Origin of the sequence: Paenibacillus sp. CCS19 (genome assembly GCF_033239625.1) — a bacterium.
In the GTDB taxonomy this organism is placed as follows: domain Bacteria; phylum Bacillota; class Bacilli; order Paenibacillales; family Paenibacillaceae; genus Paenibacillus_T.
The window spans coordinates 1-25,317 of sequence record NZ_BTCK01000050.1; the positions used below are offsets into that span (position 1 = coordinate 1).

The window sequence follows — 25,317 nt, forward strand, 5'->3', positions numbered from 1 at the left end:
AACTGGAAATCTGCTTACGAAGCCTTCATGGATGAACTGTCGCACTTGGCTTGACAATCCGTCTAATAAAAATGAAATTACCGTTATTAACATTCGTAATAACATGAATCCGCACTTCATAGCTCGATAAGACTTCTATTTCGCAGGCACAACTGAATACCCCTTTATCCCTATAACTACCATGAATCCCCACTGAACTCAACATATTTCACCAAAACAAAAAGACCCACCCCTTCGGGCAGGTCTCGCAATTCAGTCATCTATTTGTCGTACTTATCAAACGAAAATCCGCTCCAGCCGCCATTGCCGCCTTCGTCGCGGCGCTTCGGCTGCTCTTCCTCATACGAAGAAGGCTGCGCAGATGCTCGGTCCTTCTCCTCATACGTCTCAACAATCGGCTCAGGATCAACATCCACATACGATTCCGGCTCCGAGTCTACTGCTTGAACGTTCGACTTCGTTGGCGATGGCTTCATCTTGCCAAGCTCATGTCCGCAGTCCGTGCAATAGCGAGCCATCAGCTCGTTCTCGTTATCGCAGTTCGGGCAGATGACGCGGATTTCGCCGCTCTCCATCTCGGGCTTCAGATCCTGTTCCGTCGCGAACCGCGTGCCGCAGTCCGGACAGAACTTGGCGTTTAGCGGAACTACGGTGCCGCAGGCGCAGCTTTTCTCCAGCTTGATCGCCTTAATTTTATGATCAATCGATTCGATTTCCTGCTTCATAACCATCAGCTTCTCGCAGCAAGCCTCAATGACCTCCGCCGACGCCTCATGCTCCCCGGACAGATGTGCTTCGAATACGGCTTCTCCGATTTGCGAATACAGTTTGCTCATATCTTTCTCGCGCGACGACTTCTGACCGTTCAACTTCGCGATCTCAAGCGTTTGCTGTGCTTTGCGGGCCGCATCCGAGGCACCTTGCTTCATCTTGTCGAAAATAGACATCTGTATCGCCTCCCTTTCTCTTCATATAACCGTTACGTCTGTCATTCAATCTGGTTGCACAAAAAGCCCGCAAGGCGCTTCCGCCTGCGGGCTTCAGATTCTTACTCAGCCGGGTACATACGAGCGCGCATCGCCTGCACGTCTGCATTCTCCAGGTACTCGTCGTAAGACATCGTACGGTCGATCAGACCGTTCGGTGTGATTTCGAAAATACGATTCGCTACCGTCTGCACGAACTGATGGTCATGCGACGTGAACAGCATCGTGCCGTCGAAGTCAATCATACCGTTGTTGAGCGCCGTAATCGATTCGAGGTCCAAGTGGTTCGTCGGTTCGTCCATGATAAGCACGTTGGAACCGGACAGCATCATCTTGGACAACATGCAGCGAACTTTCTCGCCGCCGGACAATACGCTTGCTTTCTTCATGCCTTCATCGCCTGCGAAGAGCATGCGGCCCAGGAAGCCGCGGATGAACGTCTCATCCTGCTCCTTGGAGAATTGACGCAGCCAATCCACGAGCGTCAGATCTACGCCATCGAAGTATGCGGAGTTGTCCTTAGGGAAGTACGCTTGCGTTGTCGTGATTCCCCATTGATAGGATCCAGCGTCTGCCTCGAGCTCGCCCGTGATGATTTGGTACAAGACCGTCTTCGCCAAGCCGTTCGGGCCGACGAGTGCGATTTTGTCGCCTTTGTTGACCGTGAACGTCAGGTTGTCGAGAATTTTCTCGCCGTCGATCGACTTCGTCAGACCTTCTACGAGCAGCAATTGCTTGCCCGCTTCGCGCTCTGGCTTGAAGTTGATGAACGGATATTTGCGGTTCGAAGGACGAATGTCGTCAAGCGAGATCTTGTCGAGCATCTTCTTACGCGACGTCGCCTGTTTCGATTTCGATTTATTCGCGCTGAAGCGCTGGATGAACGCTTGCAGTTCTTTGATTTTATCTTCTTTCTTCTTGTTCTGGTCGCGTTGGAGCGCAAGCGCCAGCTGGCTGGACTCGTACCAGAAGTCGTAGTTGCCGACGTACATTTGGATTTTGCCAAAGTCGATATCGGCGATATGCGTACATACCGTATTCAAGAAGTGACGGTCATGGCTGACTACGATGACTGTACCTTCGAACTTCGCGAGGAAGTTCTCCAGCCAGTGAATCGATTCCATATCCAAGTGGTTGGTAGGTTCGTCAAGCAGCAGGATATTCGGGCTGCCGAACAAAGCCTGCGCGAGCAGTACGCGAACCTTCTCGTTGCCGCCGAGCTCCTTCATTTGCTTGTCGTGAAGCTCCGGGAAGATGCCAAGGCCGTTGAGCATCTCTGCTGCTTCGGACTCTGCTTCCCAACCGTTCATCTCGGCGAATTCAGCTTCGAGCTCACCAGCGCGAATGCCGTCCTCGTCCGTGAATTCAGCCTTCGCATACAGCGCGTTCTTCTCTTGCATGACGTCATACAGGCGCTTGTGGCCCATCATAACCGTCTCGATGACTGGGAACTCATCGTATTCGTAATGGTTCTGCTTCAGTACCGCCATACGTTCGCCTGGAGCGATATGGACTTCGCCCGTGTTAGGCTCGATCTCGCCGGATAGAATCTTAAGGAACGTCGACTTGCCTGCACCGTTGGCGCCGATCAAGCCATAGCAGTTACCTGGAGTAAACTTAATATTAACATCCTCGAAGAGCGGTCGCTTACCGTAACGAAGCGATACGCCAGTCGTGCTTATCATTGTTTAAATCCCGTCCTCTCAAACGTGTTCATCGGGTTATTATATCACAGAAACGCCCGTTCGTCATAATGACTGCGAATGGGATAAAATGTTCTTTTGCAAATTTGTTATCCATTTCTCGCGATCCGCTTCACCTAGCAGACGGTTTAATGCATATAACGCCGCTCCTGCGACAGGCGGCAGTACCGGTTCTACAATATTGAACTGTTTCACTCGACTGGCAGCCAGCCGCTGGGTCAAGCTTGTTTTGATATATTCGCTGTTAATGACACTGCCAATATAAGAGACTTGAACAGTCTCGTCAGCAAATGCTGCACCCAGCATCCCTATTCCGGTAGCCATCTGATCAACGGCCTTATCGCATACGCGACGAGCGAGCGTGCTGCCCCGAAGGGCTGCTTTCGTAATACGAGGGGCGAACATGCCGAATTGACGATTACGACTTTGGACATCATCCATCCAACCATTCCATGCGAGCTCCCGAAGCTTGGCATCGGATGTCACGCCCCAGTGTTGGAGCATCGCCGCTGCAAGCTCCTGATCCGATTCGTCTACAAGGCCAGCCAATGCTTCATGGACCGCATCATAAGAGAGGAAGCGCGCAGCGCTAGCCGCATAATGCCCCGCATCGTAGTTACGGATCATACGTCCCTCTTCAGTCACAGCCAAGATGTTCGAGCCCGTGCCGGCAATCGCAATAATACCAGGCTGCGCAGTCAATGCGCCGTAGTGAGCCGCGACCGTATCGTTAAAATGCCACCGAGAACAGTTTATGCCTTCCACCGCCGTCAGTGCCTCCACCCATTCCCGATCGGATGGCGCATCATAACCGGCTATCCCCGCTGCAATGGCCCGAATATCATCTAAAGCACATCCCGCCTTGTCGACCGCGTCTCGTATAACCTGTTGTACATTCGCTGCAGCATTAGTATCTTTGTAGATCGATGCAGGCCCCTGCTCCGAATAGGCGAGCATATTGCCTTCCATGTCTACTGCCATAGCCCTTGAATAACTGCCGCCGCCATCTATGCCAACGACGATGCCGGACTTTCCGTCCGTACTGCTCATAGGTTTCCCTCTCCCCCGCGCGCTCTGTAACGTCCATTATCATCTATGCCGAATAGCCAAGCTATCCTCTTACAACCGCTTCTCAACCAATTACAGATTACTATCCGACTATAAAAAAGCTCTCCAGCCGATCGCTCGACCAGAAAGCTTCTATAATTAGAGAATCGATATTCAGATGCCCCCGATGCCCCTATTCCCAGCTCAGCTTCACTTCGCCGCCGCTTGCGGACGACTCATAAATCGCATCGAGAATTCGGTTGTTCGTATAGCCCGTAATTACGGACGAGATCGGCATCGTACCTTCATGGATCGACGTAATAAAATGTCTCGCCACCAGCTCACGCTCGTTGTCGCTGTCCAGCGGTTGAATTACTTGCTTCACAACCTCGTCGTTCTCGTGCTTCACCAGCGTCGCCGCGTTGCCGATGATCGATACGCCTGCTTCCGTGCCCATCAAATGAATGAACGGTTCATCGGTCAAATCCGCAGCATGCGCTGCCCAGCTAACGTCGAGCGACAATGTCGCACCGTTGTCCAGCTTGATAAGCGCAGCAGCCAAATCCTCAACGTCATACTTGCCTTCCCAGTTCGGCGTGCCCCAAGTACCAATCCCGCGCTTATGCGGGCCGAATTCCGAATACGTCGTGCCGAATACGGAGACCGGCTTCGGACTGTCAATCAGATGAAGCGACAGATCGAGCATATGAACGCCGATATCGATCAGCGGACCGCCGCCGGCCATGTCCATCTGGGTAAACCAGGAACCCCAGCCCGGGATCCCTTTCTTGCGGAGCCAGCCTGTTTTGACATTATAAATACGTCCGAGTGCACCATCATCGATCAAGGCTTTCACTGCGCGGGAGAGACCTGTGAAACGCATTTGCTGCGCGATCATAACCGTCTTGCCCGTACGTCTCTGCGCATCGACAATCTCCTTCGCCTTCGCCGAGCTGATCGCCATCGGCTTCTCCAGCAGCACATGCTTACCTGCTTCGAGTGCGGCAATCGTAAGTGGCGCGTGGAACTGGTTCGGCACTGCGACGACAACGGCATCAATGTCCGGGTCTGCAATGAGCGCCTCTGGCGAAACGTGCACCGTCTTGATCGAATGCTCTTCTGCACGTTTCTCCGCAAGCGGCAAATACGTATCGGTTACGGCGCTAAGCTCAGCCACGTCGCCCAGCTTATTCAAAGTTTCCATATGAACGGCGCCGATTGCACCTGCACCGATGATGCCGAAACGAATGCGGGATGGAGATTTTATCGTCATAGTTGTATGCCTCCGATTTGGAATATACGATTATTATAACCTTGTAAAGCAAACGGTTGCACTGTGCCTAATTGGTGTTCTTATGTCCGAATTTGCTGTTATTGTACACATTCATATTCTATGAAGACTCAAGGCAGACTCGGCTTCAAGTTCGCTTATTCGGTTGCAAATGCACCAGTCGATCGTGCAAAGAGCTCAAAAACCGTCGTTTATCATGTTATGCAATCCATAACGCCACTAGGACATCGATGAACTATCACTGGCTTATTGTAGCTTTCCATTACGATGCCTATGGTCCATTGGAGGTACATGCATCCTACATTCGCATCCCGTCCCAAGATCGGGTAAACTACTGTTATCGAACATCTAATGATCGGAGGACTAATTCATGAAATTGTTATCCATAGAACCAACGCCAAGCCCGAATTCGATGAAGCTGAACGTCGACGAAACACTGCCGCGCGGACATCGCCATACCTATCTGCCGGATAAATCAGAAGGCGCATCAGAGATTATTCGAGCATTGCTCGCCATTAATGGCGTTAAAAGCTTATTCCGTACCGCCGATTTCATCGCGCTGGATCGTAAGCCGAACGCGGACTGGCAGAGCATTCTGTCGGAAGCAAGGCGATTGCTAGCCGGTGACGACGCTGACGCTGCGGCTGCTGGCGTCGGAGCGGCTCCGTCCGCCGACGGCTTCGGCGAAGCACATGTGCTTGTCCAGTTCTACCGCGGCATTCCGATGCAGGTGCGGGTACGTATCGGCGAACGCGAAGTTCGCGCCGCTATGGGACAGCGTTACACGGATGCCGTGCAGGCGGCAGCCGGTACGACGTTCATCCGCGAGCGTAAGCTCGAGGAGTTCGGTATCCGCTACGGCGAGCCGGAGGAGATCGCAGCGGACATCGTGCGCGAACTCGAAGCGGCGTACACGGACGAGCGGCTTGCCCAGCTCGTGGAGGCTTCGCAAGCGCAAGGTCCGGATGCGGTCGTGGAAGCGCCGATCCGGCCAACGCCGCTGACAGCCGATGAGGTGCTCGCGAAGTTCGACGCTGCCGATTGGCAAGAGCGTTATGCGGCGCTTGATCGGCTGGCGGAATCGACGCCGGAGGCGCTGCCGATGCTTCAGCGTGCGCTCGCTGATGAGAACGCATCGATCCGCCGCCTGGCCGTCGTCTACCTCGGCGATCTGCGAAGCGCGGAAGCGATGCCGCTGCTGTTCACGGCGCTGAAGGACAAGTCCGTGTCCGTCCGCCGTACGGCTGGCGACACGCTGTCCGACATCGGCGATGCTGCGGCGATCGAGCCGATGATCGAGTCGCTGCGCGACAAGAACAAGCTCGTGCGTTGGCGCGCAGCGCGGTTCCTCTACGAAGCGGGCGACGAGCGCGCCTTGGATGTGCTCCGCGAAGCCGTTAATGACGCGGAGTTCGAGATCTCGCTGCAAGCGAGCATGGCCGTCGAGCGCATCGAACGCGGCGAGGAAGCGGCAGGCTCCGTCTGGCAGCAAATGACGCAGCGCAATCGCGGCGGCGACGCGGAGTAATTCGCCGACAATGAGGCTGCCGCTCAGTTGACAGCAAATGATGCGGCGCAATCGCAGCAGTGATGCGGAGTAATTGGCTGACAATGAGGCTGATTGAGGTTACCTGAGGTTGGCGACTCGTCGGCTGTAACGAACTCAGATGATCTTATTGGCAGCGAAACGTATGCTTTTCTGTTGTAACGGACTCCACAAATGCTATTCGATAAGAAATCGGAATAGGGATTGAGCAAATCACCAATTAGAGTCTTTACAGTCCGTTAGCGCGCATGATGAAGGACTACCACCGAAATAGCATCTCACCTGTCCGTTACAAAGAGGCAGTATTATGCGGCATCGGTTTGGCATCATGGATACGATCTATGTAACAATGCTGATGCGGCATTTTTACAATCTTGTAATAAGCGTTTCAGGTTCATTTCAGCTTCGCCCAGCATGAGAAAACCTCTATCGAAGCCATTCAAGATGAGCGACCGCGTCTAGAGGTAGGTTTTATCGCCAATAAGAATTTGTTCTTCCTGTTGACTCGGAATTCTTAAATTCTTATGTGGTAATAAGTTACAAGATTTCCCTTTATGTATTCAACTAAAATTGATAGCCTGCAGCGATCGCGCTGCAGGCTACTATTTTTACTTTCATAATAGATGCACCTACCCAGCATTATTCTCTGCAACAAACATGCTATCGCTTTGTTACAATCTTGTAATAAGCGTTTCAGGTTCATTTCAGCTTCGCCCAGCATAATAAGTGACAAGACCCCCCTTTATGAAATAGATATTGAAGCCTGCGGCAATCGGTGCCGCAGGCTACTTTTTTTGTCTCTCATCGTACGAGTACCATATACTGCCTATGTAACAAAGTTGATGACACAATGTCACAGACCTGTAATAACCGTTTAAGATTCATTTCAGCTTCGCCCAGCATAATAAATGACAAGACCCCCCTTTATGAAATAGATATTGAGCCTGCGGCGATCGGTGCCTCAGGCTACTTTTTTGCCTATATGAAACTACTTTTTTTAATTGGGTAGCGGCAAACGAGTTTCTGGCCCAAGATAAGATGTTCGTTCTTGAACAATAAATCAGCCTAGCCATCTCCATTAGGAGCGCGGCTAGGCTGTTTACGTTTACTCTTATTTAAGTCGTAAGCTTCACTTCCAGCAGCACCGAACCATCGGTGCCATAAGGCGTGCTTCGTACCTGATAACCATCGCGGATACCAGCCTGTCGGACGGCGGCGCGAATGTCTTCGTTCCAGGAATCGCCCCGCGTGTATCGCACTTGCAGCTCCCGCTTCCCGCGCGCCGACATATCTGCGAGCTTATTCGCCAGCGAAGTGACCGAGCTCGCCGTCCGCTCGGGCTTCAGCCAGTCGAGGCCAATCGCAGACTCGAGCTTCGCTAGTCGCTGGGCATCCTTCGGTGCGGTCTGCATCTTACTCCGCAGTGCATCCGCATACACGGTGGCTGCCTTCGGATAGGACTTCGTCCACTGGTGATCGGCTCTCAGCTGCTCATCGGTCAACAAATAGTACCGATACTGGCTTCGGAGTATCGCCCCTTGAGCTGCATCAACGCCTGCCGTTGATGCGACAGCGGCATCGTCCCATGTGGCGTCGAGATGGTACCATTGGCCATCAAGCTTCACCATATTCCATGCATGCTCGCCGGTGTTCACCGTTCCCGCTGCAATGATATTGTCCAGACCTGCCTTAGTCAGCATGTTGTACATAAGCAGCGCATATCCCTGGCAGACGGCTCTGCCTGTCGTCAGTGCCTCATAAGCGGTATATTTCTGAAGCGATTGATCGTATTCAACGCGATCGACTACCCAATCGTGGATCGCCTTCACTTTCTCGTGGTCGTTCATCCCGTCCTGGATGATGTTGCGCAGCGCTCGATCCGTGATAGCGTTAACCTCTGCAGTCTGTTCTGCCGATTCTCGATAGCGGATGCTCAGATCGACATCCGTGCGAATTGACGTCTCGCGTATGGTGTAATAGTAGGAATCGATAATATAGGCGATATAATCGTCTGTCGCTGTCGCTGCTGCTAACGCCCTCTTAAGAGCTTCCTCCGAGTGATCGGAGCCTAACATCGCAACGGACACGCGGTCGGTATGCGTCTGAAGCTGTTGTTTGATGTAGTCGGTAAGCGATTGCTCGTTCTTCACTTCAGCGGAAGCGGCGGCCAATGCTCCGGTGCCGGATACGGCGCCAACTGCTGCGGGTCGCACCTTCTGCTTCCAATAATTAAACATCTGGCTCCCTCCCAACACACCGGCAATGACGGCCAGCAGCACAATTCGAGTGGCACGCACGGCCTTCCTCTCCTTCCACCAATTTGCTCATTAGCATCATTATAACCGAACGAATCGGAACAGAAACCGTCGGGACAATGCGTGTTTGAGAAGGTGATAAACTGCGGAGATAGAAACGGGGCTGCTGCGGTGTGATAACGTAGGTGGCGGACAAGTGATGAGAATAGGATACTTTTAGGTTCTCCATTCGAGCCCATTGCCTTACTGCGACGAGTTAAGATACTTCATTGTGTTCTATCTACGCCTGACTCCGCCACCCGGCAGGATAGGATACTTTTAGGTTCTCTATTCGAGCCCGTTGCCTTACTGCGTCGAGTTAAGATACTTCATTGTGTTCTATCTACGCCTGACGCCGCCAACCGGCAAGATAGGATACTTTTAAGTTCTCTATTCGAGCTCGGCACCTTACTGCGGCGAGTTAAGATACTTCCTTGTGTTCTATCTATGCCTGACGCCGCCAACCGGCAGGATAGGATACCTAGAGGTATCCTACCCTAGCAACCAGCGTGCCCGGACAAACACGCTACCCCTTCGCCGCTGCCCCGCCTTCGTCAACGGCGATTCGGCGGCGATAGTCGGTCGGCGTAACGCCGTAGTGCTTCTTGAACATGCGGTAGAAGTACGATGGGTTCGTATATCCGATCCGTTCCGCAATCTCCGCTACGGAATAATGCGTGCCCTCAAGCAGCTCGATCGAGCGCTCCATGCGTACGGAATTGATGACATCAATCAGCGCGTTGAGCGTAATCTGCTTATAGATACGCCCCACATAACTTGGTGACAAATCCAGCTTATCCGCAATCCAGTTGAGCGATAGGTTGGAATCGCCGTAGTGCTCCTCAATAATCAAATGAATATGCTTGATGAGATCCTCGTGGCGCATGCTCCGTTTCTCGGCGAGCTTCTCCCTCACTTCCTCAAGCAGCGATTGGAAGGCAGCCTCCGCCTCCTGCAGCGTCTCGAACGGCTGGTCGCTGACCGCCAGCATATGCTCCGGGCTCCGTTCGAACACGATCGCATGACTTCGCTGGAGCGAATGGAGCACATTCGTCAGCACCATTGTCAGGTGGGACAGCAGCCAGCGCGCCACCTGTACGGAGTGACTGCGCGTTTCGTTCACCATGCAGCCGATCAGCTGCATCGCTTCCTCCACCTTGCCAGCCGCCACGCTCTCGATAAGCCGTCTCTCCTTGTCGACCGGATAGACATACTCCTTCAGCATCGGCACAATTACTTCATTGGCACGAATGAGCGAGCCATACCCAGCAAACAGTCGATGCTGCGAAGCTTCCTTCACCTTCTTATACATCGTATGCACATGCACCGCATGACTGTCCGCATCCGTGTATGCAATCGTCACGCCAATGCGCAGATGCTCAAGCACCGCCTGTTGAATATGCTTCAGCACCGACTCGAGCAGCCCCACATCATCGAACGGAGCAGCAGCCGAAGTGCCTAACAGCAGCAGCACGCCGTCCGCATCCATATCGACCGTCTCGACCTTGTACGATTGCGAGGCCAGCTCGTAGCAAATGTTCATGATCGCATATTTGTAAACACGAGCATCTGGCCCGCTCGTATCCGCGAATGACTGGAACCGATCAATCGCGAGCAGCGCCATCCGATACTCATTCTGCAAATCAAACTCGATGCCTAGATCGTCCATCCGCCTGCGAAGCGGCCTAGGATTGAGCGCTTCGCGTCCAAGCACGAGGTTGCGGAGCCAGTCCTGCCGCAGCGTCAGCAGACTGTTCCGCTTCTCCGTCTCAAGCGTGCGCATCCGGCTGGCCATCCGGTCGATCGGCATGTACAGCCGCCGTGACAGAATGAATGAAATGATCAAGCCTGCCGCGAGAATGCCCGCCGCTACCGCAATCGTCAGCGCGCGAATGCCATTCACCTGACGCGTCACATCATGATAAGGCGTAATACGTACGTACCGCCACTCCAGCGAATCGGGTTTCGTGTACGAGACAAGCGATTTGCTCCCGCCCGATTGCCCGATAAAATAACCCGAATCGGCATCGGCGACAATACGCCCAATAAGTGACGTCCCTTCATCATCAGAACCGCCGACCAGCAGATTGTCGCCGGACAGCAGCCTGCCGAGGTTATCGATAATGAACGATTTGCCTTTCGTTGCCTGCCCGCTATGACTGCCGATGTCTCGGTTAATCCATTGTGCATCAATGTTAACGATAATGGCCGAATTGACCTTGTCGGTCAGACCGATTGCATCATAGCACAAATACGTATAAACGGCCTGCCGTTCCGCGGAATCCACATCGACCGGAATCGTCCGCGGTATTGGCGTGAACGGCTTATAGTCCTGGTAATCGTCAAGCATCTTCAATATATCTTGATCGGCAAGCTCGCTTGGCGCGAGAAGGCCGCTTTGTTTCGAATTGGAGGATAAGTACACATAAGGCGAGTTCGGGTTATACACGTAGATGGATTTGATGAAGGGCATCGAGCTCAAATAGTTGTTCAGCTCTCGCATAGCTGCAACGGAGTCGTAGATGGTTGGTTTGGCGTAAAACATCAGCTTCGAGATGGTCAAATTCTGATAGAGCTGGAACGAAAGCGACTGCGCGCTGTCGGTCATTCCAACTACTTCTTTGCTCGTCTGGTTAAGCGCTGCAAGATCGGATTGGTATACCTGCTTCAAGGCGATTCGATTGAACAAGGTGAACAAAATAGCGGAAGAGACGACCAGTGTTACGACTATACAGAGCGTGATGCTCAGGAGCAATCGAATAAACAGTTTGCCATTGTCTTCGCTATGCTTCAGACGCATACGGCTCCTCCTCATCCTATATGTATACCGAGATTGTAAGAGTGAAAGGGGTTTCAGTCAATGTGATTTTAGATGTGTTTATGCTTTTCAGCAGCGTATGAGCTAATCCGGTCTGTATCCCGCTTGAAGGATGATAAGCGCCGACGCCCGCCCGAACGTTCCGGGGGACGCCGACGCTGTCAGAGCCGCTTACTTGATACCGTTAGATGTTACATATTGGTCCCATTGCTTCTTGTATTCCTCGTGGATCTTCTCAAGTCCAGCTTGCTTGGCTTTCGCCATTGCCGTCTGCAAGCCTTCTTGCACATTATCCACTAAACCTGCATAGAGCGGCGCAAAATATTGGCTCTCCACCTGCTCGACCGCCGCTTTCTCCGCTTGGTAAGGCGTGTAGTCTTCAGCGAAGCCGGTGAACTTATCCGGCGATTGAATTTTGTCCAGCGATGCGAAAATCTCTTTCACGCCATCGAAGTCCTTGTCGAATAACATAAACTCTGGATTGCGCCATGCCCATCCGTTCATGCCTTCACGAGGGAAGCCGTTGGACGTGCTGTCGCCGATCATTTGGTAGTAGCCGTCTGCTACTTGGTAGTTCGTGCCCTCTACGCCGTATTCCGTCAGCTGATTGTAGCGTTTGTCGAGAACCATTTTCTCGTAGAACGCGAGCGCACGCTCCGCGTTCTTGCTGCTCTTCGGAACAGCGAAGCCGTTATGGATCGGATGAACCGGCGTTGCATAGCCTTTTGCCAGCGGGAATGGATAGTATGCGAGCTCCCAATCCGGATGAGCCGATTTCATCTTCAGACGAGTATCATTGAAGCGTGTAGGATTGTCGCCGATAATCGCCGCCGCTTTGCCGCTGATAATCGGATCCTGCATCGTGTCCTTCACGTTGAGGACGTTCTTCGCGAAGAAGCCCTTCTGCTGCCAGCGTTGCACGATCGTCAAATCCTGTACTTGCTCGTCGGAACCCCAATACGAGTATACGTTGGACGGATCCTTATATTTGATGCCGACACCGTATGGCGCTGCTCCAATAGCGTCGTGCGTCAGGTCGCGGATCGGCGCGATCAGGTTGTCGCGAACGTTCGAGTTCATCGACAACGGCATCATGTCCGGCTCGTTCTTCTTAATGCCATCGAGGTATTCTTCGAACGTTGCCATATCGACCGGCTTCGGAAGGTTGTACTTCGCACGCAGGTCTTCACGATACACGAAGCCGAGCGTTACGTATTCTTTGTATGTCGCAGGGACGGTGTAAATTTTGCCATCGATTTTCACGGCATCCCACATGTCAGCCGGTACGTAGGATTGCAGACCAGGCGCTGCCTTAGGCAAAATATCCGTAATGTCTTGGAAGGCGCCCTTCTTCGCATACGATTGGAACTGCGTCCAGTCCGCCGTGAAGATGAGGTCGATCGGCTGGCCCGAGGAGAGCAGCAGCTTATACTTCTGATCCCAGTCCGTCCATGTCGTGTAGTTGAACTTAACCGTCGTATTCAACTCTTCCTTCGCCATCTGGTTTACGAGGTCTTGGATCTTCGACAGATCTTTCGGTGCGTCGCCCAGCATGTAGAATTGCAGCTCTACCGGCTTGGATGTGTCGATGCCCGTCTTCGCGCCGTCATCCTCCTTCGGCGTATCCGTCGTCGTATCTGTCTTTGTTTCCCCCGAGTTGTCGGTCGTGGTGGATGCTGTGTCCGTCTTGTCGTCTGATTTGCCGCAGCCGGATAGGATAACGGTTAGAACGAGCATAACGGATAAAACGGACATCCAGAGCTTTCTTTGTCTAAGCATGAATGAATCCTCCCTTTGGATTGGTTCATTGACAATATGTTAACCCCCGAGAAGCCAAGCTGTCGCCATGATTCTTCTCGATGGATGTAACCGGTGGTTACGGTATTACCTTTTACCTTTACCCTTTGACTGCGCCAATCGTAAGTCCTTTTACAAAATATCGCTGCACGAACGGGTACAGCAGAATAATCGGTCCTGTTACGACAAGCGCCATCGCCATCTTCGTCGACTCGGTCGGAATGTCCGTCCCGAGCGATACGCCTGTGCCCGCTCCCATTTGCGTCACGAACGACATCGTGTTGATGACGTTATATAAGTAGAATTGCAGCTGGTACATGCGCTGATCATTAATGAACAGCGACGATAGGAACCAATCGTTCCAGTACGCAAGCGCTAGGAACAAGCCTACCGTTGCGAGGCCAGGCATCGACAGCGGAACTACGATGCGGTAGTAGATTTTGAAATCGTTCGCGCCATCGATCTTCGATGATTCGAACAGCTCGTCGGGAACGGCGGAGCGGATGAAGTTCTTCATCAGAATAATAAGGAACGGCGTCATCAACCCTGGGTAAATGAGTACGGTGTACGTATCCGTCAGCTTCAGGTATTTCGTGATCAAGATGTACCACGGGACGAGCCCGCCGCCGAACAGCGTCGTGAAGTAGATGTAGAAGCTGAAAGCGTTGCGGTATTTGAAGTCTTTGCGCTGCAGAACGTAGCCTGTCATCGATACCAGGAACAAGCCGAGCAGCGTGCCGACGACTGTCGTGACCGTCGTGACCCAGTAGGCGCGCAGCACCTGGTCGGGGAATCGGAAAACCATCTTGTAGCCTTCAAGCGAGAACGCCTTCGGGATGAGATGGAAGCCGTCTTTGATGATCGACTCATTCTGGGTGAGCGACGCCGAGATGACGAGCAGGAACGGGAACAGGCATAGCAAGCTGCCGATGATGAGTACGGTGTAGGCTATCGTTCGAAATAGGCGATCGGTAGTGGTGATGCTCATGTGGGACCTCCTTCTGTTGTGGTGAAAAATGCTGATGGATGCTGCGGTGGTGCTAAGATGAGGCTGCTTCGCAGCAGTTCCGCTGGGCGGCCGGGTCGCTGCGCGGCGGATCATTCTTCCGATCGCTGTTGTCCCCGGATTGTCCTGAATTGGTGAGATCGTTACGATGTAACAATCCGTGGACAAAGGCGAACGCTTAAAGCTTTCCGTAGGAAAGCTGCTTCGGAAGCATAACCTTTGCTTCTCCAGAACGATTCCGCCGCTTCGCTCGCTTGCCGCCCTCCCACTCCCCCACGAGCGTCGTGGGGAGTGGGTTTGGCTCGCCCCTCTCCACCGTCGATGGGCTCGCTGCGCTGCCCTTGGCAGCGCGGGATTCCGTCGCCATGCGACGGGAAAGATTTGCAAGCGGGTGCGGTCGTTGCTTCGCAACGCGAAGCCCGGGCCACATCCGTGGCCCTCTTTTAGGTCGCTGTGCGACCGTAGCCACTGCGTGGCCGACTTGGCGTCGCTGCGCGACTTTGTTCCAGTTTTTTATGCGCTATCCCGGCTAGTTCGCTGTTTTTGGTACAATAGAGTACTTTTATGTGCCCTATCCCCGCCAGTTCGCCAGCGACGGTCGGTTAGAGCACTTTTTTGTGCTCTAACTCAGCCAGTTCGGCGTTGTTGGTACGTTAGAGCACTTTTCTGTGCTCTAATCTCGCTAGTTCGGCGACTTCGGCGATTTAGTGTACTTTTTTGTTCGCTATCCCAGCCAGTTCACCGTTTGCGGCGATTTAGAGTACTTTTTTGTTCGCTATCCTCACGCTGCACGAAGGCTGGGCTCATTTTAGAAGAGAGCGTATTCGTCGTTGATCTTGCGGATAATGTAGTTGACGGTCATGACGAGCACGAAGCCGAAGGCGGATTGGTAGAGGCCGGCGGATGTGGCCATGCCCATATCGAACGTGACTTTGAGCGAGCGATAAACGTAGGTGTCAAGGATGTCGGTCGCATTGTAGAGGACGCCGTTGTTGCCGACGAGCTGGTAGAACAGGTCGAACTGGCCTTTCATGATACTGCCGAGCGCGAATAGCAGCAGGACGATGAAAGTGGTCTTGAGCATCGGGATCGTAATATGCCACACCCTTTGGAAGATGTTCGCGCCGTCGATCTTCGCTGCCTCGTAATATTCTTCGCTTATGCCGGTGATGGCTGCGAGGTAGATGATCATGCTGTAGCCGATGTTTTTCCATAAATAGAAGATGATGATGAGCGGCACCCACACCCATGGCGTGTTGTAGACATCGATCGGCTCCATATGAAGCGCTTCCAAAGTCGTGTTCAGGAATCCGTTCTCGTAGTTGAACAAGTTGTAGACGATAACGCTTAAGATAACGAATGAGATGAAGTAAGGAAGGAACATGACCGACTGGGTCAGTTTCTTAAACCATTTGAGCTTCAACTCGCTGACCAGAACAGCCAAGGCGATGGCAAACACGTTGCTCAGAACGATAAACGCGAGGTTGTATCCGAGCGTATTGAGTGTAAGCCGCTTCAAGATGCCTGATCGCCATAGAAACTTGAAATTCTCGAAGCCGATGAATTCACTGTTGAACAAGCTGGTGTTGAAATCGAACCGGGTGAACGCATAATAGATGCCGACCATCGGGATGTACGAATTAACTAGAAAAAAGATCAGCGCGGGCAGCAGCATAATAAACATCAGCCGGTTTTTGACGAGTTCGTACATAAATCCTCTCTTGCGAAGCATGCTGGTCTCTCCTCTCCTCGATCGTGTATCGATCAGGTGCTGCACTCAGTGTAGTCGGACAGCCGGCAAGCCAGAAAGAGAAGGTTCGCGGAAAATATGAACGAATTCGCCTCTTTTGTTATGAACATTTTCGGCTTTTGTGCACAATTATGCAGTTCACACTTCTCAACTTCTCGTAAATCCCGTTATGATAAGGGCATATGCGACCAACAAGGAGGGCAAGGGATGCGCCAAGGGGATGCAGCGCTGGCACGTTGGTATGAAGAGCAGACGCTCGTAAGGGAGCGGCAAGCTGCGCAGCAAACACCAGAAGAACGGAGATCATGGCTGCTTGGCCAGCTTCGTCATTCGCTCGGAACGTTCGAACGGTCAACAGGGTTCAGTCCGGTTATGCTCGAACGAACGGTGTGTGACGGTTACATTCGGGAACGTGTCGAGTTATCCGCAGTATCGGGGCTGACGTTCGGAGCGTATGTATTGATTCCTGATGGTACGAGCGGCCGCTTGCCAGCGGTAGTTGCCGTTCATGGGCATGGCTATGGCAGCCGGCAGATTTGCGGGATGACGGCAGACGGTGAAATCGATACGTTAAGCACAGGCGGCCACTCCCATTTTGCCGTCCAACTCGTGAAGCGCGGCATGGTCGTCATTGCGCCTGACGTTATCGGATTCGGCGAACGGCGGCTTGCGAGCGATCTAGCGGGCGATCCGAATGCGCCTAATTCCTGCTATGTGATGGCCACAAGACTGCTGATGCTTGGTCGAACATTAACCGGATTGCGTGTAGCCGAAATAATCGGCGCTCTCGATTATTTGGCAGAGCGGCCCGAAGTGGATCCATCGCGGATCGGGATTGCCGGCTTCTCCGGCGGATCCGTTATCAGCTACACCGCTGCGGCACTCGATGATCGGATTCGTGCGGCGCTGTTGATCGGTTATCCGAATACATTTAAGGATAGTATCTGGGATATTCGGCATTGCCTTTGCAATTACACGCCAGGCATTCTGACCGAGGCGGAGCTGCCGGAGCTTCTTGGACTGATCGCACCTCGGCCTCTTTTTCTCGAATCGGGGCGTAACGATCACATTTTCCCAGCGGAAGGGTTTGAGCGTGCGGTGGCGGAGATACAGAAGCTGTATGAGAGGGCTGATGCCGGAGAGCGATTGGCCTACGATTTGTTCGAGGGTGATCATGAGGTCAGCGGCAGGCATTCGTTCGATTGGATGAAACGGCAATTGGAAGCGATTCAGAATTTGTAATATTTCTGTAATGTTCCACTCAGGTTCATTTCATCTAAGGTTCCTATAATAAGAGACAAGACCCCCCTTATTATATAAAACTTGAACAAGCCTGCAGCCCGTTGCTGCAGGCTCCTTTTTTGTCCGAGACCCTAGCTGTGTTATAATGCTCAGTGGCATATATATTCGAAAGGAAGATCGCTGTGTTTAAATACATTCTCAACATCATTCTAAGTCTGGCTGTGCTCGTCTTCTCATTCATCCGCATGGATGACGGCGGCACAATGATCTACATCATTATGGCGTTGGCGGCTATTTCGCTCGTTGCCAATCTGATTCTCATGATTAAGAATCCAAAAAGATAAATTTCGCACGTTACCTACTTTACTTCGATCTGAATTCCGGTGTTCAGGCTCTCTTGTACACCGGAATTTAAATCGTCATTCGCGAGTACAGAATATCTGACACCGACTCCGATCGTATAGGTTCCCTTAGGCAATTGAGCCGGTCTTGGCGTGTTCTTCATATAATCCTCGTAATCTTCGATCTGCTGTTTATTCATATTGTAGGCCAGAGGCACATGCAACGGCAGTTCCTTCATCAGCTGCTCGCCTTCCGTTACAACGCCTAATTGTCCCACTCCAGCTACTACTTCCCCATATTCAAAACCGTCAGCATCTACAAGGTAGTACGTTAATTTCGGCGCTCCCTCACCTGTATTAAACGAATCCTTGGCCGTTAAAGCCGCCCACATATGGATAGGTTCCCCGAATGCATAACTCTTCTTCTCGGAATCCAGCCTCAAAGTGAAATGACTATTCTCCGTCTCGCTATGAACGGTTGACCAAGCGGTTTTAAAATCGTTGCCGTCAATATATACGGACTTCGTCTTCGAATCATAGCTGACGAAGGATTCCAAGCTTTCATCGGCTAAACTTCTAACGGGCACGTAAGTACTGCCATTAACCGTTAGAATAGGCTGTTCGGGTGCAGGCTTCAGTACATTATTGAGATAAATGGAGACGTTGCTGCGGGTTACGCGAAAAAGCTCGTCGGCCTGCGCTGATGCAGCGAACCAAGTTACTCCGAGGAAGGACGTCGCGAGCACTACTTTGCTTAATTTCGATAACTTCAAGGGATCACTCCTTATAGAGTTGATAGAATCCATTCATAAACATAAATCTACCATATTTGTAATATCAATTACACCAACATAGTCTCACTGGTAACTTCATCTGCTGAACTACTGCCCCACTGTACTGACATAGAGAAAAAACCTCTGGCTGCTGCCACAGGCTCTTTGCTTGTCCCCCTTAACTTTCCTCATTACAAATAAATGCTAAACCGCCGAATGAATTCACCTTTATCGCCAATTTTGGTCTTGGCATATACGCGTTTAATCATGTTGCGCACCGTTCCCTCGGTAATTCCCATGTCTGCGGCGATTCGAAGCGTACTGCTATTCGTCAGCCAACCATATGCTGCTTCCTTCTCGCGAGCTGTTAATCCGTACGTATCAAATTGCCGCATGACCCGATTAGCTTTCCTCTCGGAACAACTCGACAGCAACCCACGCTCGATTTCTTCAGCAGCTTTCTCAACCATCGGAACTGCCAGCGTAATATCGAAAGTTTGATAGTAAGATAAACTTAGATACCCCTTAATGCAATCTTCCTTACGTATCGGGACGCACGCACAGCTCCAATCATGGAATAGATGGGCATCATGTTCCTCTCCTCTTACGATAGCCGTCCCCTGGATCTCCATTGCGAGAGAGACACTGTTGATCCCGAGCGACTGCACATTGAATGGAACACCTTCCTTCAGTCCTACTTGGTCGAAGTTGGAAACCAGCTTATCCGGATAATGGAGATGCAGCACTACGCCCTCCTGATCGGTTAGCATGAAGAAATGTGGGATGCCAAGGAGAGAGGACATCCTCTCTAAAACAGGCTTTGCAGATGTAATCAAACTTGCATTTCGTTGCTTACGCGCCTCGATCATTTCTTGTCTCTCCGCAACTAAGCGAATCAAACGTTCATTATTTCCCCCCTTGTTAAATTTGTTTCTTAAACCAATTAAGAAGGATGGTCTGAAGTCCCTAAGTGTCGACCAACTGCGCTCCATTTCATCAGGATTGAATATTACAAGCAATATTTACCCCTCCTATGAAACAAACGTTCATAGGAGTAATATAGTTTAAAACTACTAACATAACAACCTATTATCTGCATTTTTTAGGTTATTTTTAGTATAAATAGCCCATTCATTTCTATCGCTCGTATCTCTCATGAACTATCTCAAATCCAACTTTTTCATCAGCCAAGTCCATATTCGCTCACGCTTGGTAATCATTTGGGCTTCTGCCGTCATACCTACCTTAACGTCGACTTGCTTGCCGTTTCGATCTGTCAAGGTTAACCCCGATAAGCTTGATTGTCCGAGGTAGTAATTGAGTCCGCTCTGTGAATCCATCGTCGCATCCGGACTGATCCAGTCGATCGTTCCTCTTAGGTAGCCGTAATCTTTGGCCGGAAGCGCCGTAAAGTTATATTTCACCGTTGTTCCGGGCTCCACTGAACCGATATCCTGATTACCGATTGCAAGCTGGATGACATACGCTGAATCTTCCTCTGGCACAATCGTTAGAATGCGTTCACCCGATTGAACTAGATCGCCTGGCGCTAACTCTTGTATGACATTAATAACACCGCTTATCGGAGCGTTGAACGTATGCTCGGCTATTTGCAAATTCAGATCTACCAATTCATCGCCCAACTCTTTGGTCTGCTTATCCTGTGTTTCGATTGCCTCTTGCAGCTGCACGCGAAGATTGTCTCGTTCTAGCTGGAGCTGATCGATATGGCTGCTCCCATTCTCTATTGCGGTGTTTAAGTCGAGCAAATACTGATTGCGATAGCTTTCCAGCTCACGCTGTGCATTCGTAATGACTTCTTGCTCTTCCTTTCCTTCGCCTCCACCAATTACCGCCGCTTTATAAGCTTGCTGCGCTTGATGTTGAACGGCTTGCAGCTGCTCGATCTTTATTCTGTAATTCTCATACCGTTGATAATCTAGCTCTGAAGGCTTGAACAGATTGCTTCCCTCTTCAATCGACTTAAGTAACCGCGAATTTCGCGCTAGCGCTTGCTCTTCCTGCTCTCGCTCCAAATTGTTCTGCGCGAATGCTAGCTTCCATTTCGATTGCAGGGCGATAACATCAGACGATGAGGTCTCGCTCGCACCTTCATTCGATCCTTCAAACTTACCAGCCTTTAGATCGGTTTCGATCTGTTTCATGACCAACAAATCCGCTTGCGCCTTCTTGTAGTTGGATTGCAATCTCGATTCCCTGGCATCCATATTATCCAAATCAATACGCAGCAATATGTCGCCTTTCTTCACATGTTGGCCTGATCGATAATGGATCTCTGCCACATTGCCCTGCACATTGCTGGTCAGGGTGCTGATTTTCTCGTTAGGCCTGACCACAGCCTGCGCTTTCACGACGATATCCATGAAACTGAAATAGCTCCAAGCGACTCCTGTTCCCAATAGCACAATGCAAATAACGAGAAACCACGTAATGACCGGGCTTGTTCGCGCCTCCAGCAGCTCGCGGGTATCCGTCATCTCTTTCCATTCGTAAGTTATCCCCTTCACAGCTTTGTTCACCTCACCAATTCTGCTGCCGGCAGCACGTTATCCGATGCGTTTCCGCTTAACTGGTCTTTCCACAACGAGTAGTACTTGCCTCCTTGCTTCAGCAGCTCGGAATGGGTTCCGCTTTCGATTACTGCACCTTGCTCCAGGACGAAGATTCGGTCACACCGCATAATTGTACTTAGCCGATGGGCAATAATGATTGCCGTTATCCCCTGCAACGCATTGATCGTTTCTGAAACCGCCCGCTCTGTCGTCGTATCCAAGTTGCTCGTTGCTTCATCGAGAATGAGAACGTCCGGATTTTTGAGCAATGCACGCGCTATCGCAAGTCGTTGGCGCTGGCCGCCGGACAAGTTCGATGCGTTCTCCTCCAGCATCGTATCGTAACGCAGCGGCATCTGATTAATAAATTCATGGGCTTTCGCCTGCTTCGCTGCATCAATGACCTGCTCCATCGGCGGTTTATCTTCAGCTCCGAGTATTAGATTCTCAGCAATCGTCCCACTAAAGAAGAACGTATCCTGTGAAATGTAGGCCGAGCGAGAGCGAAGGGTGTCCATGTGAATGTCCATGATGTTGTTCTCGTTGATTAAAATATCGCCCTTCTCAGCGTTATAAAATCGGAGCAGCAGCTTCACCAGCGTCGTCTTGCCCGAGCCGCTCTCGCCAACCAACGCGATTTTCTCGCCGGCTCGAATCGAAATATTGATATCCTTCAATGTTAGCTGCCGCGTTCCATAACGAAAATCGACTTGCTGCAGCTTAATATCCCCTCGAAGCGATTGAGGGCGCATCTTCCGATCCTCTTCCGCGCTCTTCTCTGCATCCAGCTCCAATATTTCACCCAACCGGTCCGCGGCGACGATCGCCGTCTGAAGCGACGCTTGCAGATTGATCAGATTTTGAATCGGTTCGAGGAAATAGGCCAGCAGTGCATTAAATGTAATCAGCTGTCCAAGCGTCATATGACCATGCAGCACTTGCACCGCGCCAACCCATAAAATAATGACACCGCCAATCGCCTGCACAAAACCCTTCAGGGAGGACTGCACATTGAACCAAAATCCGAGTCTGAATATGCTCCTCAGCAGCACGATAAACTTCTTCTCCGTCTCGAATGACGCATGCTGCTCCGCCGTATATGCTTTGATCGTCTCAATCCCGTTGACCGACTCCACCAGATAGGAAGTCAGCAGCGCGTTATTCTCCATTTGCTTGCGGTTCATGCGTTCGAAAGGCTTGTTGAATGCCCACACGATGATTGCATATAAAGGGACCAATGTCGCAGTAATGCCGAACAGAAAGGCATTCTGCGTATACAAAATAATGCCCCCGGCCACCACCATTAAAGAGTCGATCATTATCGACAGCGTTGCGCCCGAGATCGCATCCCGAACTTTCGAAGCGTCCATAAGACGGGATAACACCTCTCCGGTTTTCCGTGTCCCGAAGAAGTTCATCGGCAGCGACAATACGTGATGGTAGTAGCCTAGAATAAGCGAAACATCGAGCTTCTGACTGAGCTGAAGGAGCAGATGGCTGCGAAAAGCCGCGAGGATGATCTTAAATAAAGTAAGCGCGATTATGCCGATAGACAATACCGTCAATGTACGCTCCATGTTGTAAGGTACGATTTCATCGAGCAGCATTTTAAAGTAAAAGGATCCTAGTATCCCTAACAACGTGAATAACAGCGAGGTCAAAAAAATGCTGAATAACATCCGGCGCTGCGGCAGCAGCAAATGAAAGAAACGCCCGAACAAGCCGCGCGTGTCGTTCCCCTTCTTAAAAGCCGGAGCAGGTACGAGGAGGATCAGAACGCCTGTCCAGATGTTGAAAAACTCCTCCGGCGTATATGTGACAAGTCCCTTGGCCGGGTCGGCAATGATAACCTTCTTCTTCGTAACGCTATGTATAACGACGTAATGAAGCAAAGACTGATCGATGATCACATGAGCAATCGCAGGAAGCGGAAACTCGCTGAATAAGGCATCCTTGTCGCCCTTTACACCTTTCGCTGTAAAACCGAGCTGCTCGGCAGCCTTAATCATCCCGTAGGCGTTCGTCCCATACTTGTCCGTACCCGCCACTTCCCTGATTCTGGCGACGGATGTCTGAAGCCCGTATTGCTTCGACACTGTAGCAAGACATGCGGCACCGCAGTCTTTCATATCATGCTGCTTAATGCAGGTATAGCGCTTAAATAAGCTGCGAATGATGAGTACCTCCCTTTGGAAAATGCATCCTATTCATAACGCCGATTGAATATTGTCCGCAACCCGCTACCAGCGAATCAATTATGCATACTACTGTCAATCTAATTACTATTAACGTCTAGCATTGTAAACGCTTAGAAGTTTGTCGTATACATCCCATATGGGATATATACATTTAAATACAGAATTATGTATGTTTAGCGTATCGAACAGAATCTACACAGCACTCTCCTAACACTGGAACAATCAGGAATTCCGCTAGTCTTCAGAACACGGGCGTTGCAACCGCCACGACTCGCTGTACCGTGATAATTGTGATTCGCGAGTCCCACAAGCGTCTGGCTTCTGATTGCTGACGGGCTATGGAAAGCGCTGCAAATTTATAAATGGATGTATATACCAATCCAACGGGGCAACGCGTCCTGATTGAAGGGAGATTCACGTATGGGAACGATGAAAATAGGAAGAGAGTTCAAAATTGAGAATGTGTTGTCCTTGAGAAAAAAAATGACTCAAGCAGAAATACAAGAGGAAATGATGGGTATTGGACAATTCCTGGAACAGAATAATTATAAAAAAAATGGTCCCGTTGTAACTGCTACCTTTGCAATTGAGCAATCAAATGGACAGCCGCTATTAGATACGGAGATTTTGGTTCCAATAGACAAGCCTGCAAAACTGTACGGTAAATATACGTTTAAAGATGTCTTTCACCTCATGAATGCGGTATTTGTTCGCCATGAGGGCAATCCCAATACGTTGCAGATTACATATAACGAGTTAAATCAGTATCTTAGCGAGAAAAACTTACAACCGATAACAGCAGCTTACAATGTAAATGTTGTTGATTTACATCCGGGACAATCCATGGATGACATGATTGTGGATGTTTATATAGGCGTGAATCCATCAATCTTATAGATGACGATTTTAGCTGTAATTCCTTGCTGCATAGTGCTAGCCTATGTGCCCGGCTTACAGTTGAAATATATAAAGATGTAAATAATAGAGGAGGATTACAAATGACTGCAATGATTTTGAAGAATAATCATTTTATTGAGTTGACTAATGACGAAATGATGTCAGTAGATGGAGGAGGCCTTTGGAAAGCCATCGTGGCGTCGGCTGGAGCCATCTGCATCGGAACTGCGCCGCTCGTGGGCATAGTAGCGGGGATCGGCGGCAGCGTCGTGGGTACGCCGCTTGTAGGAGTAGGAGCAGGCATTGCTGCAGGGGCAGGCATGGTATCTGCAGGCGCAGCAATGTTGGACTATGCTACAAAATAAATAATTTATAATAAGAAGAGGTGGAAACCATGGAACTAGCTATTTCCCGTAATTTTGTCGAATTAGATGAATTCACATTGTCCGAGATCAATGCTGGCGGTATTTGGGGCATTATTGGTGGTGCAGCACAGGTAGTTGCAGGAGCAGGGATGATCATCGGCGGAGTAGGATTGCTTCTCGTTCCCGAACCTACAATGCTGACCAAATACGGTGGAGCAGCAGGGATAGCAGGCGGAGTAGCATCTGTTGGCGCAGGTATTGCTCAGATCGCAACAAGCAGATAGTATATTACCAAGATAGGTTTTGTGTGCAAGAAGGAACTTATTTAAGATTCCTTCTTGCACACTTTTTTTGAACCTATAATAATAACCCTTGAGGAATTAGAACTCTATTTTAGAGGAGGTAATGATGATAATGGAGAAGAAAATCAAGGCTTATAAATTTTCTATGTTAATGTCTATTATATGCATTATTATTTCGGGAGTTAACTATATCGCTTTCAAGCTTCCTATAGTTGGAGTGGCGTGTATTTTAGTTATCATTGCGTTCATTATCACTTTATTTGGTTATAAAATGGAGACTAAAAACATCAATAAATCATAGTAGTTTCATAACCCTCCCGCCTATAAGAGAAATTCAGAGCTTGGAACCGTCCTCAAGGAGATCGCTTGACCTCTGTTCCAAGCTCTG

21 protein-coding genes are annotated in these 25,317 nt (G+C 50.6%); 7 read left to right on the top strand and 14 right to left on the bottom strand.

Going from position 1 to position 25,317, the window contains the following annotated elements; translation table 11 throughout:
- Nucleotides 1-260: 260 nt before the first annotated feature.
- From SBI19_RS24805 to SBI19_RS24820, 4 genes are all read right to left on the bottom strand, one after another.
- On the bottom strand, nucleotides 261-947 hold the full coding sequence (locus tag SBI19_RS24805) for a zinc ribbon domain-containing protein (RefSeq protein ID WP_317972213.1): 687 nt from the start codon (nucleotides 945-947) through the stop codon (nucleotides 261-263).
- A gap of 101 nt (nucleotides 948-1,048) precedes the next feature.
- A complete protein-coding gene (locus tag SBI19_RS24810) occupies nucleotides 1,049-2,671 on the bottom strand; it encodes an ABC-F family ATP-binding cassette domain-containing protein (protein WP_317972214.1) in 1,623 nt (540 codons plus the stop codon).
- Nucleotides 2,672-2,734: 63 nt separating this feature from the next.
- Complete coding sequence (locus SBI19_RS24815) at nucleotides 2,735-3,739, bottom strand: N-acetylglucosamine kinase (RefSeq protein WP_317972215.1); 1,005 nt, start codon at nucleotides 3,737-3,739, stop codon at nucleotides 2,735-2,737.
- A gap of 190 nt (nucleotides 3,740-3,929) precedes the next feature.
- Nucleotides 3,930-5,009, bottom strand: coding sequence for a Gfo/Idh/MocA family protein (locus tag SBI19_RS24820; RefSeq protein WP_317972216.1), 1,080 nt, complete (start codon nucleotides 5,007-5,009; stop codon nucleotides 3,930-3,932).
- Nucleotides 5,010-5,397: 388 nt separating this feature from the next.
- Between SBI19_RS24820 and SBI19_RS24825 the strand changes: the two genes are divergently transcribed.
- Nucleotides 5,398-6,555: a virulence factor gene (locus SBI19_RS24825; protein WP_317972217.1), complete on the top strand. Its 1,158-nt coding sequence runs from the start codon at nucleotides 5,398-5,400 to the stop codon at nucleotides 6,553-6,555.
- Nucleotides 6,556-7,688: 1,133 nt separating this feature from the next.
- Here the strand turns inward: SBI19_RS24825 and SBI19_RS24830 are convergent.
- From SBI19_RS24830 to SBI19_RS24855, 6 genes are all read right to left on the bottom strand, one after another.
- On the bottom strand, nucleotides 7,689-8,870 hold the full coding sequence (locus SBI19_RS24830) for a transglutaminase domain-containing protein (RefSeq protein WP_317972218.1): 1,182 nt from the start codon (nucleotides 8,868-8,870) through the stop codon (nucleotides 7,689-7,691).
- A 523-nt stretch (nucleotides 8,871-9,393) separates the two neighbouring features.
- The gene (locus SBI19_RS24835; RefSeq protein ID WP_317972219.1) at nucleotides 9,394-11,667 is read right to left on the bottom strand and encodes an AraC family transcriptional regulator; all 2,274 of its coding nucleotides are present in this window, start codon (nucleotides 11,665-11,667) and stop codon (nucleotides 9,394-9,396) included.
- A gap of 189 nt (nucleotides 11,668-11,856) precedes the next feature.
- The gene (locus SBI19_RS24840) at nucleotides 11,857-13,464 is read right to left on the bottom strand and encodes an extracellular solute-binding protein (protein WP_317972220.1); all 1,608 of its coding nucleotides are present in this window, start codon (nucleotides 13,462-13,464) and stop codon (nucleotides 11,857-11,859) included.
- A gap of 118 nt (nucleotides 13,465-13,582) precedes the next feature.
- On the bottom strand, nucleotides 13,583-14,470 hold the full coding sequence (locus tag SBI19_RS24845) for a carbohydrate ABC transporter permease (RefSeq protein WP_317972221.1): 888 nt from the start codon (nucleotides 14,468-14,470) through the stop codon (nucleotides 13,583-13,585).
- 196 nt (nucleotides 14,471-14,666) lie between these two features.
- On the bottom strand, nucleotides 14,667-14,918 hold the full coding sequence (locus SBI19_RS24850) for a hypothetical protein (RefSeq protein ID WP_317972222.1): 252 nt from the start codon (nucleotides 14,916-14,918) through the stop codon (nucleotides 14,667-14,669).
- A gap of 378 nt (nucleotides 14,919-15,296) precedes the next feature.
- Entirely contained in the window at nucleotides 15,297-16,220 is a 924-nt protein-coding gene (locus tag SBI19_RS24855; RefSeq protein ID WP_317972223.1) for an ABC transporter permease, read from the bottom strand.
- A gap of 225 nt (nucleotides 16,221-16,445) precedes the next feature.
- On the opposite strand from SBI19_RS24855, the gene SBI19_RS24860 reads away from it, so the two are divergent.
- Both SBI19_RS24860 and SBI19_RS24865 read left to right on the top strand, forming a co-directional pair.
- On the top strand, nucleotides 16,446-17,480 hold the full coding sequence (locus SBI19_RS24860) for a dienelactone hydrolase family protein (RefSeq protein WP_317972224.1): 1,035 nt from the start codon (nucleotides 16,446-16,448) through the stop codon (nucleotides 17,478-17,480).
- A 182-nt stretch (nucleotides 17,481-17,662) separates the two neighbouring features.
- Nucleotides 17,663-17,824: a hypothetical protein gene (locus SBI19_RS24865; RefSeq protein ID WP_317972225.1), complete on the top strand. Its 162-nt coding sequence runs from the start codon at nucleotides 17,663-17,665 to the stop codon at nucleotides 17,822-17,824.
- 14 nt (nucleotides 17,825-17,838) lie between these two features.
- On the opposite strand, the gene SBI19_RS24870 is transcribed toward SBI19_RS24865, so the two are convergent.
- The 4 genes from SBI19_RS24870 to SBI19_RS24885 all read right to left on the bottom strand — a co-directional run bounded on the left by SBI19_RS24870 (nucleotide 17,839) and on the right by SBI19_RS24885 (nucleotide 23,374).
- Nucleotides 17,839-18,594, bottom strand: coding sequence for a stalk domain-containing protein (locus tag SBI19_RS24870; protein ID WP_317972226.1), 756 nt, complete (start codon nucleotides 18,592-18,594; stop codon nucleotides 17,839-17,841).
- A gap of 191 nt (nucleotides 18,595-18,785) precedes the next feature.
- Entirely contained in the window at nucleotides 18,786-19,340 is a 555-nt protein-coding gene (locus SBI19_RS24875) for a helix-turn-helix transcriptional regulator (RefSeq protein ID WP_317972227.1), read from the bottom strand.
- 414 nt (nucleotides 19,341-19,754) lie between these two features.
- Nucleotides 19,755-21,134, bottom strand: a complete 1,380-nt coding sequence (locus SBI19_RS24880; RefSeq protein ID WP_317972228.1) for a beta-barrel domain-containing protein — start codon at nucleotides 21,132-21,134, stop codon at nucleotides 19,755-19,757.
- A complete protein-coding gene (locus tag SBI19_RS24885; protein ID WP_317972250.1) occupies nucleotides 21,131-23,374 on the bottom strand; it encodes a peptidase domain-containing ABC transporter in 2,244 nt (747 codons plus the stop codon). The genes SBI19_RS24880 and SBI19_RS24885 overlap by 4 nt, the downstream gene beginning before the upstream one ends.
- 411 nt (nucleotides 23,375-23,785) lie before the next feature.
- Here SBI19_RS24885 and SBI19_RS24890 point away from each other — a divergent pair, with 411 nt between their 5' ends.
- The 4 genes from SBI19_RS24890 (at nucleotide 23,786) to SBI19_RS24905 (ending at nucleotide 25,230) form a co-directional block, all read left to right on the top strand.
- The gene (locus SBI19_RS24890; RefSeq protein WP_317972229.1) at nucleotides 23,786-24,262 is read left to right on the top strand and encodes a hypothetical protein; all 477 of its coding nucleotides are present in this window, start codon (nucleotides 23,786-23,788) and stop codon (nucleotides 24,260-24,262) included.
- Between the two features lie 101 nt (nucleotides 24,263-24,363).
- Nucleotides 24,364-24,627: a hypothetical protein gene (locus SBI19_RS24895; protein ID WP_317972230.1), complete on the top strand. Its 264-nt coding sequence runs from the start codon at nucleotides 24,364-24,366 to the stop codon at nucleotides 24,625-24,627.
- 29 nt (nucleotides 24,628-24,656) lie between these two features.
- Nucleotides 24,657-24,911 carry a hypothetical protein gene (locus SBI19_RS24900; RefSeq protein WP_317972231.1) on the top strand — a complete coding sequence of 85 codons (255 nt, stop codon included), beginning with the start codon at nucleotides 24,657-24,659 and terminating at the stop codon, nucleotides 24,909-24,911.
- A gap of 130 nt (nucleotides 24,912-25,041) precedes the next feature.
- Complete coding sequence (locus SBI19_RS24905) at nucleotides 25,042-25,230, top strand: hypothetical protein (RefSeq protein WP_317972232.1); 189 nt, start codon at nucleotides 25,042-25,044, stop codon at nucleotides 25,228-25,230.
- Nucleotides 25,231-25,317: the final 87 nt, after the last annotated feature.

What these genes read in the sequence shown, in the direction of transcription:
- SBI19_RS24805 (WP_317972213.1), bottom strand. Translation starts at nt 947, where the DNA reads ATGTCTATTTTCGACAAGATGAAGCAAGGTGCCTCGGATGCGGCCCGC.
- SBI19_RS24810 (WP_317972214.1), bottom strand. Translation starts at nt 2,671, where the DNA reads ATGATAAGCACGACTGGCGTATCGCTTCGTTACGGTAAGCGACCGCTC.
- SBI19_RS24815 (WP_317972215.1), bottom strand. Translation starts at nt 3,739, where the DNA reads ATGAGCAGTACGGACGGAAAGTCCGGCATCGTCGTTGGCATAGATGGC.
- SBI19_RS24820 (WP_317972216.1), bottom strand. Translation starts at nt 5,009, where the DNA reads ATGACGATAAAATCTCCATCCCGCATTCGTTTCGGCATCATCGGTGCA.
- SBI19_RS24825 (WP_317972217.1), top strand. Translation starts at nt 5,398, where the DNA reads ATGAAATTGTTATCCATAGAACCAACGCCAAGCCCGAATTCGATGAAG.
- SBI19_RS24835 (WP_317972219.1), bottom strand. Translation starts at nt 11,667, where the DNA reads ATGCGTCTGAAGCATAGCGAAGACAATGGCAAACTGTTTATTCGATTG.
- SBI19_RS24840 (WP_317972220.1), bottom strand. Translation starts at nt 13,464, where the DNA reads ATGCTTAGACAAAGAAAGCTCTGGATGTCCGTTTTATCCGTTATGCTC.
- SBI19_RS24845 (WP_317972221.1), bottom strand. Translation starts at nt 14,470, where the DNA reads ATGAGCATCACCACTACCGATCGCCTATTTCGAACGATAGCCTACACC.
- SBI19_RS24850 (WP_317972222.1), bottom strand. Translation starts at nt 14,918, where the DNA reads ATGTGGCCCGGGCTTCGCGTTGCGAAGCAACGACCGCACCCGCTTGCA.
- SBI19_RS24855 (WP_317972223.1), bottom strand. Translation starts at nt 16,220, where the DNA reads ATGCTTCGCAAGAGAGGATTTATGTACGAACTCGTCAAAAACCGGCTG.
- SBI19_RS24860 (WP_317972224.1), top strand. Translation starts at nt 16,446, where the DNA reads ATGCGCCAAGGGGATGCAGCGCTGGCACGTTGGTATGAAGAGCAGACG.
- SBI19_RS24890 (WP_317972229.1), top strand. Translation starts at nt 23,786, where the DNA reads ATGGGAACGATGAAAATAGGAAGAGAGTTCAAAATTGAGAATGTGTTG.
- SBI19_RS24895 (WP_317972230.1), top strand. Translation starts at nt 24,364, where the DNA reads ATGACTGCAATGATTTTGAAGAATAATCATTTTATTGAGTTGACTAAT.
- SBI19_RS24900 (WP_317972231.1), top strand. Translation starts at nt 24,657, where the DNA reads ATGGAACTAGCTATTTCCCGTAATTTTGTCGAATTAGATGAATTCACA.
- SBI19_RS24905 (WP_317972232.1), top strand. Translation starts at nt 25,042, where the DNA reads ATGGAGAAGAAAATCAAGGCTTATAAATTTTCTATGTTAATGTCTATT.